The sequence below is a fragment of the Streptomyces telluris genome, from assembly GCF_024519335.1.
Classification (GTDB): Bacteria; Actinomycetota; Actinomycetes; order Streptomycetales; family Streptomycetaceae; genus Streptomyces; species Streptomyces telluris.
This window is the reverse complement of sequence record NZ_JANIID010000004.1, coordinates 182,140-198,034: the sequence shown is the minus strand read 5'-3', so window position 1 is coordinate 198,034 and position 15,895 is coordinate 182,140. Positions and strand designations below refer to the sequence as shown.

The 15,895-nt window shown below is 72.3% G+C and carries 16 protein-coding genes; 3 read left to right on the top strand and 13 right to left on the bottom strand.

Translation table 11 applies throughout. From position 1 onward, the window contains the following. Positions 1-63 precede the first annotated feature (63 nt). From NQU55_RS07030 to NQU55_RS07020, 3 genes are all read right to left on the bottom strand, one after another. Positions 64-450 (bottom strand): GntR family transcriptional regulator, encoded by a 387-nt coding sequence (locus NQU55_RS07030; RefSeq protein WP_168095651.1) that lies wholly within the window; start codon positions 448-450, stop codon positions 64-66. Positions 451-498: 48 nt separating this feature from the next. Next, the gene (locus tag NQU55_RS07025; RefSeq protein ID WP_168095650.1) at positions 499-1,497 is read right to left on the bottom strand and encodes an ABC-2 membrane transporter-related protein; all 999 of its coding nucleotides are present in this window, start codon (positions 1,495-1,497) and stop codon (positions 499-501) included. Between the two features lie 112 nt (positions 1,498-1,609). Beyond that, on the bottom strand, positions 1,610-2,140 hold the full coding sequence (locus tag NQU55_RS07020) for a CGNR zinc finger domain-containing protein (protein ID WP_168095649.1): 531 nt from the start codon (positions 2,138-2,140) through the stop codon (positions 1,610-1,612). 121 nt (positions 2,141-2,261) lie between these two features. Here NQU55_RS07020 and NQU55_RS07015 point away from each other — a divergent pair, with 121 nt between their 5' ends. The 3 genes from NQU55_RS07015 (at position 2,262) to NQU55_RS07005 (ending at position 4,104) form a co-directional block, all read left to right on the top strand. Beyond that, positions 2,262-2,984: an AzlC family ABC transporter permease gene (locus tag NQU55_RS07015; RefSeq protein WP_256790050.1), complete on the top strand. Its 723-nt coding sequence runs from the start codon at positions 2,262-2,264 to the stop codon at positions 2,982-2,984. Beyond that, a complete protein-coding gene (locus tag NQU55_RS07010; protein WP_168094501.1) occupies positions 2,981-3,292 on the top strand; it encodes an AzlD domain-containing protein in 312 nt (103 codons plus the stop codon). Before NQU55_RS07015 ends, NQU55_RS07010 begins: the two co-directional genes overlap by 4 nt. Before the next feature lie 89 nt (positions 3,293-3,381). Continuing rightward, on the top strand, positions 3,382-4,104 hold the full coding sequence (locus NQU55_RS07005; protein WP_168094500.1) for an RraA family protein: 723 nt from the start codon (positions 3,382-3,384) through the stop codon (positions 4,102-4,104). 285 nt (positions 4,105-4,389) lie between these two features. Here NQU55_RS07005 and NQU55_RS07000 read toward each other — a convergent pair whose 3' ends face one another. The 10 genes from NQU55_RS07000 to NQU55_RS06955 all read right to left on the bottom strand — a co-directional run bounded on the left by NQU55_RS07000 (position 4,390) and on the right by NQU55_RS06955 (position 15,873). Continuing rightward, a complete protein-coding gene (locus NQU55_RS07000) occupies positions 4,390-6,189 on the bottom strand; it encodes a S9 family peptidase (RefSeq protein ID WP_168094499.1) in 1,800 nt (599 codons plus the stop codon). Positions 6,190-6,309: 120 nt separating this feature from the next. Continuing rightward, on the bottom strand, positions 6,310-7,380 hold the full coding sequence (locus NQU55_RS06995) for a hypothetical protein (RefSeq protein ID WP_168094498.1): 1,071 nt from the start codon (positions 7,378-7,380) through the stop codon (positions 6,310-6,312). Between the two features lie 448 nt (positions 7,381-7,828). Continuing rightward, positions 7,829-8,899: a hypothetical protein gene (locus tag NQU55_RS06990; protein ID WP_206329698.1), complete on the bottom strand. Its 1,071-nt coding sequence runs from the start codon at positions 8,897-8,899 to the stop codon at positions 7,829-7,831. A gap of 532 nt (positions 8,900-9,431) precedes the next feature. Then, on the bottom strand, positions 9,432-10,835 hold the full coding sequence (locus NQU55_RS06985) for an MFS transporter (protein ID WP_168094497.1): 1,404 nt from the start codon (positions 10,833-10,835) through the stop codon (positions 9,432-9,434). 216 nt (positions 10,836-11,051) lie between these two features. Beyond that, complete coding sequence (locus NQU55_RS06980; RefSeq protein ID WP_168094496.1) at positions 11,052-11,672, bottom strand: hypothetical protein; 621 nt, start codon at positions 11,670-11,672, stop codon at positions 11,052-11,054. Between the two features lie 490 nt (positions 11,673-12,162). Continuing rightward, complete coding sequence (locus NQU55_RS06975; RefSeq protein ID WP_256790046.1) at positions 12,163-13,389, bottom strand: cytochrome P450; 1,227 nt, start codon at positions 13,387-13,389, stop codon at positions 12,163-12,165. Between the two features lie 27 nt (positions 13,390-13,416). After that, positions 13,417-13,599 (bottom strand): rubredoxin, encoded by a 183-nt coding sequence (locus NQU55_RS06970; RefSeq protein ID WP_372504645.1) that lies wholly within the window; start codon positions 13,597-13,599, stop codon positions 13,417-13,419. Further along, positions 13,596-14,459 (bottom strand): alpha/beta fold hydrolase, encoded by an 864-nt coding sequence (locus tag NQU55_RS06965; RefSeq protein WP_168094479.1) that lies wholly within the window; start codon positions 14,457-14,459, stop codon positions 13,596-13,598. Before NQU55_RS06965 ends, NQU55_RS06970 begins: the two co-directional genes overlap by 4 nt. After that, on the bottom strand, positions 14,456-15,559 hold the full coding sequence (locus NQU55_RS06960) for a fatty acid desaturase (protein WP_168094480.1): 1,104 nt from the start codon (positions 15,557-15,559) through the stop codon (positions 14,456-14,458). Before NQU55_RS06960 ends, NQU55_RS06965 begins: the two co-directional genes overlap by 4 nt. 14 nt (positions 15,560-15,573) lie before the next feature. Continuing rightward, positions 15,574-15,873, bottom strand: a complete 300-nt coding sequence (locus tag NQU55_RS06955) for an acyl carrier protein (protein WP_168094481.1) — start codon at positions 15,871-15,873, stop codon at positions 15,574-15,576. Between the last annotated feature and the right edge of the window lie 22 nt (positions 15,874-15,895).

Here is a 15,895-nt window from a genome sequence, read left to right as displayed (position 1 = left end):
ATTTCGTCGGAGGCGTACGGGCGTGGGTACGCGGTGGGACTGGTGCGGGGGGGGCCGGGTCCGTCAGACGGCCGGGTAGTGCTCCGCTCGGGCGGCCGTGATGAGCGCCGAGATGTCCGTCCAGTCGAGGCCCTCCCGGCGGGCCCGGCTCATCCAGTCCGCCAGCTCGCCGCGCAGCGGTGAGTCGGCGAGGGAGCGGGGCCGTTCCGGGGAGGCGCTCACGAAGGTGCCGACCCCCGGCCGGGCCTCCACGAGCCCGAGGTGCTCCAGCTCGCGGTAGGCCTTGAGCGTCGTGTTCGGGTTCAGCTTGGTGACGGCGGCGACGCGGGCCGCGGTGGGCAGCTGGTCCCCCACGGTGAGGATGCCGAGGCGCAGCGCCTCCTGGACCTGCTGGACGATCTGCAGATAGGCGGCCATCCCGCTCTGCCGGTCGATTCTGAACTCGACCATGGTGCGGCCCCCCTCATCCCGTCCCTGCGTGCTGCGACCCGGCGCGGCTCACAGCGGGCGCCGCCTGCCCCACCACAGGGTGAGGGCGAGAAGGGCGACGGCCGCGGCCAGCACGAGCGCCGCGTAGGTCCACTGCATGCCGGGCATCTGGTCGTACCCGAAGTATTCCAGGCGCTCGGCGACGATGCCCTTGGCCCTGCAGTCCGCGGGGGTGCGCTCGTTGAAGCACGTGCCGAAGCCGTGGAGGCCGCCCTGTGCGTCGACGGTCCAGTTGTCGTGGCGCACGGCGCCCCCGGGCAGCTGGGGCTGTCCCTCCTCGACCGGGTTGACGAGCACGCGCGGCTGCGCGAAGCCCAGCCTGAAGGGGCCGTACATGAGGATGCCCCAGGCGAAGGAGAAGCCGAGGGTGAGCCCCATGGCGAGCAGGGTGCGGCGGACGAACAGCCCGACCGCGGCGCCCACGGCGAGATGGAGCAGGGCCAGCGCCACGGGCACGGGGCCGGTGTTGTCGAAGACGTTGTCCCCGAGCCAGTCACCGGCGTTGACGAGGTCGTGCGCGGGTTCCCACCAGGAGGTGAAGGCGGCCGAGAGCGCCGCGGAGCACACGGCGGTGATCAGTACCGCCATGCCGAGCTTGACGGCGAGCCAGCGGCCGCGGGTCACCGACTGGGTGGTCACGAGCTGCACGGTGCCGCGCTCGCGGTCCCCGGCGATCAGCGGGGCGCCGAGGAAGACGCCCGCGACCACGGGCACCATCGACATCAGCCACGTGGCGTTCTGGAAGGGATCGCCGTACTTCTGGTCGAAGACTTCGGTCAGCTCCACCGTGGCGGTCGCCCGGGCGCGGTCGAGGAAGCCGGTCATCGTGTGGCGCTGCCAGAGCATGTGCACGCAGCCGGCCGCGGTCAGCAGCAGGCAGGTCACGAAGGCCACCCGGTGCTGGCGCCAGACCAGCCACGGCAGTCCGCGCAGGATGCGCGGCGGCTCCTTGCCCTCTCCGCCGTCGCCGCCCTTCACCCCGGCGGGCACCTGTGACGCCGTGCTCATGCCGCCACCCCCTCGTTCCTAATTAACTAGTCAGCTAGTGGAATGAGCATATAGAACACCCCTACGGTGTCAACATCCGGTACAGAAAGGGATAAAAGGCGCAATTCCTGGATCAGGTGGCCGCACCCGCGGCCTTCCGGCGGGCCCGATGGGCGGCCGCGGTCGCGCGGTTGCCGCAGATCTGCGGGGAGCAGAAGCGCCGCGACAGATTGCGGGAGGTGTCCACGAAGACCTCGGCGCAGCGGTTCCCGACGCACACGTGGAGCCGTTCCGTGCCGCTCGTGGTGACCACGGTGAGCAGCCCCATGGCGGCGTTGACCGCGTACTGGTCGGCGACGGGGGCGCCGGGGGCGGCGACGTGCAGGTGCCACGACCCGTCGTGGTCGGTGTAGTGCGGCACGGCGCCGTGGCCGGCGAGCACGGCGTTGAGCAGGCCGACGGCCGTGGCCGCGTCGGGGGCGGCGAAGACCTCGCGCAGCACGGGCCGGAGCTCCCGCACGGCGGCTAGGTCCGCCTCGGTCGGGGCCGCGGGCGGCCGGATGCCGTGGGCGTCGAGCAGGGCGGACAATGCCGCAACATCGGGCATCTTCTCCACATTACGCACGATGTTGTAGGTATTGACCAGGTCCTCAGCCAGGGTCACCGAACCGTCTGAGTAACTAGTAAACCTCACCATGACTCCGTACTATTGCTGCTCGTAGTCGCCACCGCATCACCTGCGGCGGCACTGTTTCCTGTTGCCCGCATGTCCGCGGAGGACGTCGATGGACTCGCAAGAGGCATTACCCGCCGAGGAGTCGGCGCCACCGCAGGAAACGCCCGCCCCCGCCCCCGGATTCCGGGAGGAGGCACTCTACGGTCTGCGGGCCGCCGTGCCCCTGGCCGTGGCCGTCTTCGGATTCGCGGTCTCCTTCGGCGTCGTGGCCCGCGCGGCGGGCATGGGAGTCCTCGCCCCGGTGGTGATGTCGCTGACCACCTTCGCCGGCTCCGCGCAGTTCGCCGCCGCCTCGGTGCTCGGCACCGGCGGCGGGGTCGCCGCCGCGATCGTCGCGGCCGTCCTGCTCAACTCCCGCTACCTGCCCATCGGGATCAGCGTGGCCCCGGCCATGACCGGCGGCGTCCTCAAGCGCTTCCTGTCCGCCCAGCTGGTGGTGGACGAGTCCTGGGCCGTCGGACACGTGGGCAACGGCCGCTATTCGCGCGGCCGGCTGCTCGGCGCGGGCGTGCTGGTCTACGCCGCCTGGGTCGGCGGCACAGCGGTCGGCCTGCTGGGCGCCCACTACCTCGGCGATCCCGAGCGCTTCGGGCTCGACGTCGTCTCGCCCGTGCTGTTCATCGCCCTCCTCAAGGGCCAGATCACCAGCCGCAAGGCGCTCGCGGCCTCGGCCCTCGGGGTCGCCATCGCCCTGGCCCTGGTGCCCTTCGCCTCGCCGGGCGTGCCCCTCATCGCCGCCACCGCCGCCTGCCTGTTGGGACTGAGGAAATGACCGGACTGTGGCTCGCCGTGCTCCTGGTCGGCGCCGTCTCCATGGCGCTCAAGGCGACCGGCCCCGTACTGCTCGGCGGCGAGGAGCTGCCCGCGGCCATGCAGCGCGTGGTCACGCTCATGGCCCCCACCCTGCTGGCGGCGCTGATCGCCACCCAGATGTTCGGCCAGGGCAAGTCGCTCGTCATCGACGCCCGCGCCGTCGGGCTCGTCGTCGGGGCCTTCGGCGTCTGGCGCAAGTGGCCCACCCTGCTCGTCGTGGTGCTCGGGGCCGCGGCCACGGCCCTGACCCGGCTGGTGACCGGCTGACCGGGCCCGCGGGCGGCGCCCGCACCCGGCCCGGCGGCTCCCCCGGCCGCCCGCCCCGACCCCCGCTCCCCGACCGGAAGGAGGCACCCATGGAGAACACGGACGCCCCGCCCCTCACGGCAGCCGCGGCAGCCCCGGCCCGGGCGGCCGGCACCCCGCCCACCACGGCCCTGTGGGACGCGGGCATCCGCCTGGGCGCCGCCGTCGCACTGCCGCCCCTGCCGCTGGCACCGGTGGCCGCGGGCATGCGCTGCGCCGGCCCCCTGCGCCGCGTGCAGCACACCGAGGGCGTGGTCTCGATCTTCACCGGGATCGACGCGGCGGCCCCGGGCGACATCCTGCTCGTCGACAACTCCGGCCGCACGGACGAGGCCTGCGTGGGCGACCTCGTCGCGATCGAGGCCCGGCAGGCCGGCCTCGCGGGCATCGTCGTGTGGGGCTGCCACCGCGACAGCGACGAACTCGCCGCCATCGGCCTGCCGGTGTTCAGCCTCGGCCCCTGCCCCGCCTCGCCGCGGCTCGGCCCCGGCCGGACCCCGGCGCCCGCCCTCCCCCCGTTCACGGGCCGGGACGGCGACAGCGTGACGGCCGACGCCGACGGCGTGCTGATCGTCCCGGCGGCGGCCCACGCCGAGGTGGCCGCCGTCGCCGAGCGGATCGTCCGGGCCGAGCGCGCCCAGGCCGAACGGGCCCTGGAGGGCGTCAGCCTGCGCGAGCAGCTGGGCTGGGACCGCTTCCTGGAGCGCCGGCGCACCGACCCGGGCTATGCGTTCCGCTCCCATCTGGCCCAGGTCGACGGAGCGCTGGAGTAGGAGGAGCAGGGGACGTACGAGGGAACGTCCCGCCGCAGCAGCAGATGGCGGCGGGACCAGGGGTGGGGATCCGGAATCCCGTCCCGGAGACAGAGCGAGAACGTGAGCACGGCCGGTCCGTCGGCAGATCGGTTCACAGGAGGTCCTCTTCTCCTCATGGCGGCTACGTCGGTACAGGCACAGCGGGCTCCGGCCCGGTTCCCGGTGGACCCCCGCCGCCGGGGACCGGACCCGGGCCCGCTGCGCCGCGCCCCCGGCCCGGCCGGGGGCGGCCCGCAGGACGGCTCAGGAGGCGGCCCGCGGAAGATGGGCCCGCGCGAACTCCAGCTGCCGCCGGAACATCGCCACCCGCTCGTCCACGTCCGTCACGCTGTGGCCCCCGTCGTGGACGTGCAGGCCGTGGGCGACGCCGCGGCGCGCGAGCCGCTCCGCGTAGTCGCGGACCTGCGCCACGGGGCAGCGGGCGTCGTTGGCGCCGGCCATGATGAGCACCGGCGCGCGGACGGCGTCGACGTACGTCAGCGGCGAGGACTCCCGGTAGCGCTCGGGCACCTCGTCGGGCGAGCCGCCGAAGAGGCTGCGGTCGAGCGCCTTGATCTCCTCCATCGCGCCGTGGTGGGCCGCGGCGCAGTCGGCGACCGGCGCGCCGGCGAGACCCAGCGCCCACTCCCCCGGCTGTGTGCCGAGCGCGAGCAGCGTGAGGTAGCCGCCCCACGACCAGCCCGCCACGACGAGCCGGTCCGGGTCGGCGACGCCGTGGTCGACCGTCCACCGCCGGACCGCGGCCACGTCCTCCAGCTCGGTGAGGCCCACGCGGCGCCGCAGCGCCTCGGTCCACTCGCGCCCGTAGCCGGTCGAGCCGCGGTAGTTGACGCGCACGACGGCGAACCCGTGGTCGGTCCAGGCCGCGACGGCGGGGTCGAAGGCGTCCTCGTCCTGCTCGTCGGGGCCGCCGTGCAGCAGGAAGACCGCGGGGTGCGGACCGGGCCCCGCGGGCGTGTTCAGCAGGGCGTGGACCCGGCCGCCGGGGCCGTCCACCCACAGGTCCCGGGCCTCGGCCGCCGGGGGCGGCGGGGCGTCCGGGAGGGGCAGCCGCGGGTCCTCCCGCAGGCCGCGGAACTCCGGGGGCCGCGCGGAGCTCGACCACAGCAGCCAGGCGTCGCCGCCGGGCCGGGTCCGGGCGTGGGCGATGACCCCGGGCGGGGTGCCGATGCGCTCCAGGCGCCCGCTGCCGAGGTCGTAGCGGTGGAGCGTGGAGCGGGCCTCGTGGTCGTGGACGACCAGCAGCGAGCGGGCGTCCTGGAACCACTGCACCGACACGTCGCCGGGCAGGCCGAGGCGCAGCTCGGTGCGCTCGCCGGTGCGCGGGTCGAAGAGGACCGGTTCCCAGCGGTCGTCGCGCTGGTGCTGCAGCAGCAGGCGCGCGTCGCCCCGTACGGGCGAGAAGCCCACGGCCTCCAGGCCGCCGCCCTCCTCGTCGGCGAGGTCCGCCACGGTCGCGCCGTCGTCCGTGGCGAGGACGCGCACGCCCAGGTCCCACAGGTCGCCGCGCTCGCTGTGCGCGATGACGGCCAGGTCCAGCGAGCGGGAGAGGTCGACGGCGTAGGCCGGTTCGTCGTGCCGGTAGAGCCGCCGGGCGGCGCCGCCCGGCAGGACGAGGTGGACCTCCGTGCCGTCCTCGGTGGAGCAGCCGAGCAGGGAGTGCCCGTCGAGGCCGACGGCCAGGCCCGAGGGCCAGTACAGCCCGGCGGACGGGACGGCCGGGGTGTCGGGCCCGCCGGTGAAGGGCTGGCGCATCCACCGGCCGTACTCGTCGCCCGCGCCGTCGTCGAACCACCACACGGCCTCCCCGGATGCCTCGACGGCGCACTGCTGGGTGCCGGACAGGCGGTCGGTGACGCGGCGGAGGGTGCCGGCCGCGCGGTCCCAGGCGTAGACCTGGGCGATGCCCGAGAGGTCGCTGACGAACACGCAGCGGTCGGGCGCGCTCTTGGCCCAGGCCGGCAGGGTGTGGCGGGGGGCGCGGAAGCGCCGTTCCCACACGGGCCCGTCGGCGAGGTGCCGGCGGGGGGCGGTCGTGGTCATCGAGGGGGTTCCTCCCGTGGCTCCCTGAGGTGTGCGCCCCCGTCGCGGCCGGCCGCCGGCGGTGGGCCGGGGCGGCCGGCGGGCGGGGCCGGCGGCAGGGCGCCTGGCGGGACGTGTGCGTCAGTGGCAGCCGCAGCTCGCCGAGGTGACCCGGTTCATCCGGCGCCTCGGCCGTGCCTCGCCGGTCTCCGTGCCGGCTCCGGCGAGCGCTTCGGTGCCGCCGAGGGCCGTGACCGTGCTGGTGGAGCAGGACAGCGTCAGCTGGTACGGGGTCTGCGGCAGGGCGCCCAGGACGACGTGGGCGGAGACCGTGGCCTTGCCGGTGGCCGCGGAGTTGGCCTCGGTGTTGAAGGGCAGCGGCTGCGTCCCGGTGCTCAGGCCGAACTCGACCCCGGAGACCAGCGCGTGGTCGGGGTGCTCGGCGAAGAGGCGCTCGAGCTCGGCCGCGGCCGTGCCGGAACCCGTGGCGGCGGCCTTGAGGTCGGTGACCGCGCCGTTCTCCACGGTCAGCACGAGCGGGTAGTGCGAGAGGCCGGTCAGCTGCTCGTAGATCTCGTGGCGGCGGTCGGCGCTCGCGCTGCGGGCCCGGACGACGGGCCAGCCCTTGACGGTGAGCTGGCCGGAGAGCGCGGTGCCGGTGAGGTCGGCGGCGAGCCGCAGCCGGCCGGTGGGTGCGGTGCGGACGGCGCCGGGCTGGAAGAGGCCGCCGTCGGTCCGCGACCAGGTCGGCCGGTCGTAGGTGAGCCGGGCGACGGAGCCGGTCAGCGCTTCCTCGATCTGCAGGCCGCCGGAGCCGGCGAGGGCGCCGGTGAGCTTGTCGGCGCGGGCCTGGACCTCGTCGGGGTCGGCCTTCTCCAGGGCCGTCAGCACGGTGCCGGCCTGGTCGAGGGCGAGCGGGCCCTGCCCGGCGCGGACGACGGCGACCGTGCGGCCGGGGCCGATGTCGGCGGACGGAGCGGTCAGCAGGGCGTCGGCGGTGGCGATCACGAGGACGTCGCTGTTGTCCGGCACCTCGGTGCGCAGGATGTCGCCCAGGGTGCGGCCGGGGCCGGCGGTCACGGTGGCGCACTGCTCGTAACGGCTGCCGCCCTCGAGACGGAAGAAGTCGGCGAGCGCCTTTTCCAGGACCAGTACGAAGTGTGTACGGCCGACCGGATACTGGCGGTAGGCCTCGGGGCGGACAATAATCATCGCGACACCACTCCCAGATATGCGTGTTGCGTGTCGGCGAGGCGGGTCGAGTCAGCACCTCGACCCGCCTCGCGCCAGGGCTGTTCAATTCAGCCCGTCACCCGGGTTCAGCCCAGCAGGGTCCCGAGGTAGTTGCTGTTCTTGCGAACCTTGATGGTCTTCTTCATGGGAACTCACCTCCCGCCAATGGCCATTGTTTTCGGATGGGCTGCGGGGCAATCAGCCCAGCAGGGTCCCCAGGTAGTTGCTGTTCTTACGGACCTTGATGGTCTTCTTCACGGGAACTCACCACCCTCCATTGGCTCGGATCCGGCCGGGTCACCGGGCGATTAGCCCAGCAGGGTCCCGAGGTAGTTGCTGTTCTTGCGAACCTTGATGGTCTTCTTCATGGGGAATCACCTCCCGTCCTTGAGGATTTCGCGCTCCCGCCGCGTCCGCGGCCGGCCGATCAGGCGGCCGGTGCGATGCGGACGCTCGGGGCGCCGCCTTTGTTGCCGAGCACCACTTCACCGCTCTCGGTGTAGACGGTGGTGTCGGGCGAGATGATGTCGAGGTGGTACTGGGTGAAGGGGGTGAGCCCCAGCCCCCAGTGCAGGCAGCCCCGGTCGCCGCCGTAGACCTCGTTCATCGCGTGGTTGCCCCGGACGATGTCCAGGCTGGTGTTGAGGGCGTGACCGATCTCCCAGACCAGGGTGTAGCGGGAGTCGATCTCGAACATCGCCTCGAAGACCTCGGCGACCGGGGCGCCGGCGGGCCGGAACGGCCGGAGCGAGGTGATCGCTCCCTTGTGCACGTCGGCCACGACCGCCTCGTGCTCCAGCCCGGCCAGCTTGCCCTGCAGGCGGGCCTGGTCCTTGCGGAGGAAGGAGGGCGTTCCGTTGTGCAGGATGGGGAAGCCGCGGAACGCGATGCTGCCTTCGAGCGGGAGGTGCAGCGATTCGTCGAACTCGACGATCTGCATCGGCAGGACGCTGATCTCACCCGAGGGTACGATCTGCTGCTCGCCCCATTCAAGGGGGCCGGCCTGCTGATTCCAGACCAGGTCGTCGGCGAGGTGGTCCAGGACGGCGCGGGTGCCATGCCGTTCGTCGACGTACACCAAGTGGTCGGTGGTTTCGGCGAGTTCGAAGAAGCGGTCGCTGAACTCCGCCTGCTCCTGGGCCGAGGTGCGCTCGATGACCCCGATGAAGTGGCGGATGATGCTCAGGTCCGTGGGCGTCGAGTTGCACGCCATGCCCATCAGCTTGCGGCGCGGGCCGAGCGCCTCCTCGGAAGGGGACTCGAAGAACCGGTAGGGCGAGATGACCAGCGAATGGGAATTCTGCGGAACCGTTTCATCGGCGAGCATCTTCTCGAAGTCGTCGCCCGGCTTCAAAATGATCGTCCGGTACTCCGCGTAGGGGGCATCCCTGACGATCTCGAATTCCTGCACCATCTCCTGATTGGTGATCAGGCAGAAGATGCTTCCCTCGGCCGGGCCGAACTGACTGAATCGCGCCGGGTTGATCTTGATTGCCATAATCGGCGATACCCCCAGGTGGCTGATTATCTGGACGCAAGAAAACAGCACCCGGCGAACCCCGCGCAATATGCCGGGGGGCAATGGCCGGAACATATGCCGGTTTGAGCTCGGAGACTGACCGTTTTGGGCGGCTGGCCACCCTTGCCCGGATCTATGGGCGTCTCGCGGCAGATAAATCTATGCGAGCCGGGGCCGGTGGTGCCCTCACCACAGGGAAACAGACCGTATGCCCGCTTCACCCCTCACCTCAACACCGCCTCACCCGCCCGGAACCGGAGGGGGCTTCCGGCCCCGGAGGCAAACCGGAATCCTGCCGCCGCGCGGTTCCGGCCATGATCCATGGGGCCCGGACCGCAGAACCGGCGGTCACAGGCCGGAACTTCTCGCTCCGCCCCACTGTGATGTGAATCACTCCTGACGCAGAATCGGGGATTTCGGGAAGAAAAATGCCGGGCGGTCACGCGCAGTCGGGGGTGTCTGCGCGGACCGCCCGGCTCGTGTGCCGCGCTGTCCTGTGAGCGTCAGGGCATTACGCGGCTGGCTTGGGGCGGGGGATGAACAGGCACGCGAGGGCCGCGGCGGCCGTGGCGGCCAGGATGAAGGCCCATCCGTGGTCGAAGGCCGTGACGGCGTCGTCCGCGCCGGAGGGCGCGCCGATGAAGGCCACCAGCAGGGCCACGCCCAGCACGGAGCCGACCTGACGGGCCATGGTGACGACGGCCGAACCCGTGGAGAAGCTCTGCGGCGGCAGCGCGGAGACGGCGGCGCCCACGAGGGTCGGGACGACCATGCCCACGCCGACGCCCGTGAGCAGCATGCCCGGGAGCAGGCCCGCGGCGTACTCGTGCGCGGTGTCGAGCCGGTAGATCCACCAGCCGATGCCGGCGCCGAAGAGCACGCAGCCGACCGCGGAGACCGCCGCGGAGCCGAACTTCTTGATGACGGGGCCCACGCCCATCGCGAAGGCGGGGACGAGGACCGGTCCGGGCGCGATGGCGAGGCCGGTCTTCAGCGGCGACCAGTGCCACACCTGCTGGCACCACAGCACCGCCGAGAGCAGCATCGCGCCGAACGACACGGCGAACAGGAGGTTCGCGAAGGTCGAGGGCCCGACGGCGGGGATCCTCAGCAGGCCCAGCGGGAGGATGGGCGAGGCGTGGCGCGAGGAGCTGTAGACGAAGGCGGCCAGCAGGAGGACGGCGACCAGGAGCGAGCCGAGCACCTTGCCCGAAGTCCAGCCCCAGTCCTCGCTCTTGACCAGGCCCAGGGCCAGGACCGCGATGCCCAGGGTGAGCAGGGCCGCGCCGAGCAGGTCCAGCCGGGCCGCGGCCGGGCGGGCCGCGATGCGCGGCAGGACCTTGGCGCCGAGGAGGAGGGCGAAGACGCCGATCGGCAGGTTGACGAGGAAGACCCAGCGCCAGTCGAGCTGGGTGAGCAGGCCGCCGATGACGGGGCCGAGGGCGGCGGCCAGGCCGCTGATGGCCGTCCAGGCGCGGACCGCGGGGATCCTCTTCTCCGGCGGCGCGGCGGCCAGCAGCAGGCCCAGCGAGGAGGGGATGAGCATGGCCGCGCCGACGGCCTGCACCACGCGGGCCGCGACCAGCAGCCAGACGCCCGGCGCGACGGCGCACAGCGCGGAGGCGACGGTGAAGACCGCGATGCCGAGCAGGTAGGCGTTCCGGGGGCTGGTGCGGTCGGCGAGGCTGCCGGCGGGGACGAGCAGCGCGGCGAAGATCACCGCGTAGGCGTTGAGGATCCACGACAGCGATGCCAGCGAGGACCCGGAGAACTGGGCGCCGATGTCGGGCAGGGCGACGTTGACGATGAACATGTCGAGGTTGGACATCGCAACCCCGGCTACAACGACGGCGAACACCGGGCCGAAGGCGGGCTTCGTCACGCTGCCCGCCTGTCCGGCGGCAGTCTGAGTCATCGCTCTCCTCGCTAGTGAGTTGGCTTTTCCAACTCACGTGAGCATACAGCGTCCCCCGGGGCGTGTCGGTGTGATGTAGGCGTCACGGCGCCCATACGGCAGTACGGCCGCACCGGCCTGAAATGGCCTGGTGCAGCCGTACTGATGGGGTGTCGGATCCGGGTGGCGGGTGGAGGCGGGGCGTGCGGGACGGGTTCGGGGCGGGGCGGGGCGGCGTCAGCCGGTGACGGCGTAGACGAGCAGCCCCACCACGGTCACGAGCACGAGAGCGGCGAGCGGTGCCCCGCAGCCGCCGCCCAGCAGCCACAGCGGCAGCCGCCAGCGCGGGCGTCCCGAAGCGGCGCGGTCGTCCGCGACCAGGGTGAGGAGACCCGCGGGGACGACGGCGGCGGTCACCCCCGCCCACCACCACAGGCACGTCACCGGGTGCTCGGCGAGGACGCCGGCGTGACCCGACACGAGGACCGCGACCAGGACCGCGGGTGCGGCGACGCACGCCGCGGTGACGGGCACCCACCAGCGGTCGCCGGCACGGCCCGTCCGGCTTCCCGCCCACCGGGCGAGCCCGGCGGCGGGGACGACCAGCGCGGCGGCGAGGACGGCCGCCACGAGGGTCCAGACGGCCAGGACGAACGGGATGACGATCAGGCCCAGGGCACCGCTGTCGTCCTCGGAGGGATCACCGGCACCGCCGGGGCTCGGGGCGGCATCCGGTTGCACCACCGACCAGAGGACGAACACGCCGATCGCGAGGGCCGCCTCCGCCACGAGTGCCCCGGTCGCCGTGACGAACGTGGGGGGCGACCAGAGGTTGCAGCGCGCGGGTTGTTGCTTCACCGAGCCATCATCCGCCGCGCCCCGCATCCGGCTGACGGCAGGGTCCGCCCCCGGTACGACCGGTACCCGCCCGGCACCGCCGGCCCACCCGAGGCGCCCGCCCGGCACCGCCGAGCTCCACCGTCGCGGTTGCACACCGCTGCGGCGGACGGAATGTGCCAGGGCACGAGGGTCGGCACCGAGCCCGTACCGAGCCCTGGTGTTCCGCACCTTCGATCCCGCCGCCGCGGCGCTCAACCACCAACGACGCAACCGGCGGTGCCGGTCCCGCCTGAGGCGGGCACGGCACCGCCGGAATCCGCCGTCGTGGTTGCACACCGCGGCGGCGGAGGGAGTGTGCGGGGCACGAAAGCCGGTACGGACCCCACCGAATTCTGGTGCCCCGCACCCGTGAAGCCGCCGCCGCGGTGCTCGGCCACCGGCAAACGCAACCGGCGGTGCCGGGCCCACCTGAGGTGAGTACGGCACCGCCGGCCCGGCGTCGCGGCGTTCAGCCCAGCGTCACCGGAAGCGTCGCGAAGCCCCGCTGGACCAGCTGGTCGCGGAACGTCGGCTCGCTCGCCAGAGCGATCGCCGGGAAGCGGCGCAGGACCGCCGGGAGGGCGATCTCCGCCTGCATGCGGGCGAGGCCCGCGCCGAGGCAGAAGTGCGCGCCGCCGCTGAGGGTCAGGGCGTGGTTGCCCTTGCGGTACGGGTTGAACGTGCCGGGGTCGGCGTACTGCCGCGGATCGCGGTTGCCCGCGGCGATCAGGAGCGTGACCTTCGTGCCCGCGGTCAGCGGGACCCCGAAGAAGTCGATGTCCTTGACGGCCATGCGGTTGAGGGCCTGCGCCGCGGGGTCGAAGCGCAGCACCTCCTCCACGTAGCCCGGTGCGAGGGAGTCGTCCTTACGCAGGGCGTCGGCGTACTCCGGGTGCTCCACGGCGAGGCGCAGCGCGTTGCCGATGAGGTCCATCGGCGCTTCGGTGCCGGCGACCAGCAGCAGCATGAAGTTGGCGACGAGCTCCTCCTCGCTGATGCCGCCCGTCGTGTCGAGCTGGCGGACCATCTCGCTGACGAGGTCGTCGCCGGGCTGTGCCCGCCGCTTGGCGACCAGGTCGCCGAAGTAGACGGCCAGTTCCTCCATGGCGGCGTCGCCGGGCCGGAGCTGGGCGAGGTCCTGGATGGGCTCCAGGGCGGTGGTGATGGCGCCGATGTGGCCCCGGAACCCCGCCTGCTCCTCCTCGGGTATGCCCAGCAGCTCGCCCATGATCGCCATCGGCACGCGGAAGGCGAACTCGGCCATGAAGTCGACCGGGGCGCCTCCTTCGCCGAGCGTGCCCAGGCGGTCCACCAGCCCGCCGATCAGCCGCTCCACCGCCGGCTGCAGCGCGGCGATGCGGCGCGGCGTGAAGCCGACGCTGAAGAACCGCCGGTAGCGGTCGTGGTCGGGGTTGTTGCTGAAGAGCATGTTCTTGGTGAGCCACACCCAGGAGGAGTGCTCCCGCCAGCCGGGCATCATCGTGTCCTGCACGGCCCCGTCGGTCGACAGGAGCCCGGGCTCGCGCAGTGCCCGGGCGCACTCGGCGTGCCCGGTGACCACCAGCTGGCCGGGGCCGAGCGGCAGCAGCGGCCCGTAGGAGCGCAGCGCCTCGTAGAGCGGGTACGGGTCCCGCTTCCCGGCCGGGCTCAGCAGCGTCATCATCGCCCGGCCCGGGTCCATCACCGGTGTGCTCATGTCACTTCTCCTAGATCTACAGCGGTTCTACAGCGGTGCCATGACGAAATCGGCCTTGGTGGTCCCGCAGTCCGGGCACTCCCAGTCGTCCGGGATCTCCTCCCACGGCGTGCCGGGCGCGATCCCCTCCTCGGGCAGTCCCAGGGATTCGTAGTAGACCCAGCCGCAGACGAGGCACATCCATGCCCTTTTCCCGACGTCTTCGCTCACGGGATGGTCTCTCCAGTTCTCGTTCCGTGTTCGGCGACGAACACGGAGATGGCGCTTTTCGCTTCGGGGGACATCAGGATCCCCATGTGGCCACGGCCCGGGGCCTGCTGGAGCCGTACGTCGCGCAGGCCGGCGGCGATGGCCTCGGCTTCGCAGTACGGCACCACGGGGTCCCCGGGGTCGTGCAGGGCCAGCACCGGGACGTCGAGCTCACGGCCGAGGCCGACGACGTCCCAGTGGCTGACGGGCACCCCGTTGCGGCGGTGCAGTTCGCGGTAGATGCGGTCGACGACGGCGCGCGAGAGCATCAGCTCGCTCCTGGACCACCGCTCCAGCACCGAGGTCAGCGTGCAGGTCGGGGCGACCAGGGCGATGCAGTCGACGTCCGGCCGATCCTCCAGGGCCACCGCGCCGACGGCGGCGATGGAGCCCAGGGAGTGGGCGACGACGACCTTCGCCCCGCCGAGCGAGTCCAGGGCGGCGCGGACGGCCGCCGTGTACTGCGTCATGGTGGCCTGCGTGCCGCGGTTGACCCCGTGGGCCGGCGCGTCGAACGCGGCCACCCGGTAGCCGAGTTCCCGCAGCGGGCCGATCAGCGAGTACATGCTGCTGCTGTCGGCCCCCCAGCCGTGCACGAGGAGCGCGGTGGGACGGTCGTCGTCGCCCCACAGGTATCCGCCGTGCACGTCGGGGTTGCCGAGGATGTCGAATCCGCGGGCGCCGAGCGGCAGGACGTTGTCGGGCCGGGTGCCGATGGCCCGGGTCCGGCTGAAGACGTCGGTGGCCCAGCGGCCGCCGGGTCCGGGCGCGAGGACGCCGGCGGCCGCGTGGGCGAGTCTTCTGAGGACGAGGGGCGTCATGACGGCGACTTCACCGTCACCGGCTTGGCGTCCGCCGGGGCGATCGTGGTCCGGTTGAAGTCGGTGTAGAAGCCCGACTCGGTGTCGTAGAAGTGCAGCCGCCGGATGATGGTGCTCAGCTGGCGGAGCTTCACGCGCTCCTCGCGGACCATGCCTGGGTAGGCGTCCTTCAGGGCCCGCTGCGCCTTCTGCAGGTTGTAGAAGGGGACGACCGGGGCGACGTGGTGGGCCGTGTGGATGGAGATGTTGTGCGTGAGGAACAGCAGCCACTTCGGGTACACGAAGTCGGTGGTGACCAGCAGGCGGCTGGCGTTGCGCGTCCAGTGCTCGTTGGTCAGGTACGGGATGTCGCTGGAGCTGTGGTGCATCAGCGTCGTCGCGCTGAACCAGGCGTGGGTCGCGAGCCACGGGGCGACGAAGTAGACGAGGAAGCCCGTGAAGCCCGTGAACCAGATCAGCGGGACGAAGTAGGCGACCATGACGGCCAGGACGAAGACCATCGACCGGCGGACGTCACGGCGCGCCTCCCGCTTGGGGAAGTAGCTCGGCCGGAAGCCGGACTCGCGCCAGTAGTTGATGGTGCCGCCCCAGAACGCCCAGGTGCGCGTCCCGTGGTAGATGACCTTCTCGTGCCAGGGCATCCGGTCGTAGAGCGCCGCCGGGACCGGGCGCCAGTCGGTGTCCAGCTCCAGGTTGTTGGTGTGGCTGTGGTGCAGGTTGTGCACGTGCCGCCAGGCGTGGAACGGGTAGATCAGCGGCAGCAGCGAGACGTGCCCGATCGCGAAGTTGAACTTGCGCGAGCGGGAGAAGGAGCCGTGCCCGCAGTCGTGCGCGATGCAGTGCAGGCCCCAGCCGCCCAGGCCGGCGACGATCCACAGCGGGATCCAGAGCAGCCAGTGGGGCGAGAACGCGATGCCGACGAGCGCACCGATGTACAGCACCCAGCTGACGGCGAAGCCGAGCAGGCCGCGGCCCACCTGTGGTTCGAAGTACTCCCTCGGGATGGCCCCCGCGAGCCGTTCGCCCTCGATCTGCTCCGACTTGCGCTTGAAGTCCTCGAACGCCTTGTCCGGAGCGGACGGAAAGTTGTATGCCCCCATCGTCGTGGTTCCCTTCAGCCGGTCCGGCGGGACAGCCTGAGTTCCTGGGCCAGATAGCTGCTCAGGTCGTCGATGGTCTGGTGCTCGTAGAGCAGGCCGGGCGAGAGCCGGCGCTCGACGACCTTCTCCAGGGCGCCGGAGACCTGGACGGCGACCCGCGAGTCGAGTCCGTAGGCCTCGAAGGACTTCTGGGTGTCGATGTCGGAGGGCGCCGCCTCGATCCGCTTGGCCAGGTGCTCGATGAGCCACTGGCGCAGGGACTCCTCCGTGAGCGGGCCCGAGATCTGCTGGGCGTCCTTCTTGCGTCCGAACATGTGGTTACGCTCCTGCTGGTGC

Excerpts from the sequence above, each read along its gene's own strand:
- NQU55_RS06985 (WP_168094497.1), bottom strand. The coding sequence starts at position 10,835 with ATGACTCAGACTGCCGCCGGACAGGCGGGCAGCGTGACGAAGCCCGCC.
- NQU55_RS06965 (WP_168094479.1), bottom strand. The coding sequence starts at position 14,459 with ATGACGCCCCTCGTCCTCAGAAGACTCGCCCACGCGGCCGCCGGCGTC.
- NQU55_RS06955 (WP_168094481.1), bottom strand. The coding sequence starts at position 15,873 with ATGTTCGGACGCAAGAAGGACGCCCAGCAGATCTCGGGCCCGCTCACG.
- NQU55_RS07010 (WP_168094501.1), top strand. The coding sequence starts at position 2,981 with ATGACCGGACTGTGGCTCGCCGTGCTCCTGGTCGGCGCCGTCTCCATG.
- NQU55_RS06995 (WP_168094498.1), bottom strand. The coding sequence starts at position 7,380 with ATGATTATTGTCCGCCCCGAGGCCTACCGCCAGTATCCGGTCGGCCGT.
- NQU55_RS07030 (WP_168095651.1), bottom strand. The coding sequence starts at position 450 with ATGGTCGAGTTCAGAATCGACCGGCAGAGCGGGATGGCCGCCTATCTG.
- NQU55_RS06960 (WP_168094480.1), bottom strand. The coding sequence starts at position 15,559 with ATGGGGGCATACAACTTTCCGTCCGCTCCGGACAAGGCGTTCGAGGAC.
- NQU55_RS07000 (WP_168094499.1), bottom strand. The coding sequence starts at position 6,189 with ATGACCACGACCGCCCCCCGCCGGCACCTCGCCGACGGGCCCGTGTGG.
- NQU55_RS06990 (WP_206329698.1), bottom strand. The coding sequence starts at position 8,899 with ATGGCAATCAAGATCAACCCGGCGCGATTCAGTCAGTTCGGCCCGGCC.
- NQU55_RS07015 (WP_256790050.1), top strand. The coding sequence starts at position 2,262 with ATGGACTCGCAAGAGGCATTACCCGCCGAGGAGTCGGCGCCACCGCAG.
- NQU55_RS07005 (WP_168094500.1), top strand. The coding sequence starts at position 3,382 with ATGGAGAACACGGACGCCCCGCCCCTCACGGCAGCCGCGGCAGCCCCG.
- NQU55_RS06975 (WP_256790046.1), bottom strand. The coding sequence starts at position 13,389 with ATGAGCACACCGGTGATGGACCCGGGCCGGGCGATGATGACGCTGCTG.
- NQU55_RS07025 (WP_168095650.1), bottom strand. The coding sequence starts at position 1,497 with ATGAGCACGGCGTCACAGGTGCCCGCCGGGGTGAAGGGCGGCGACGGC.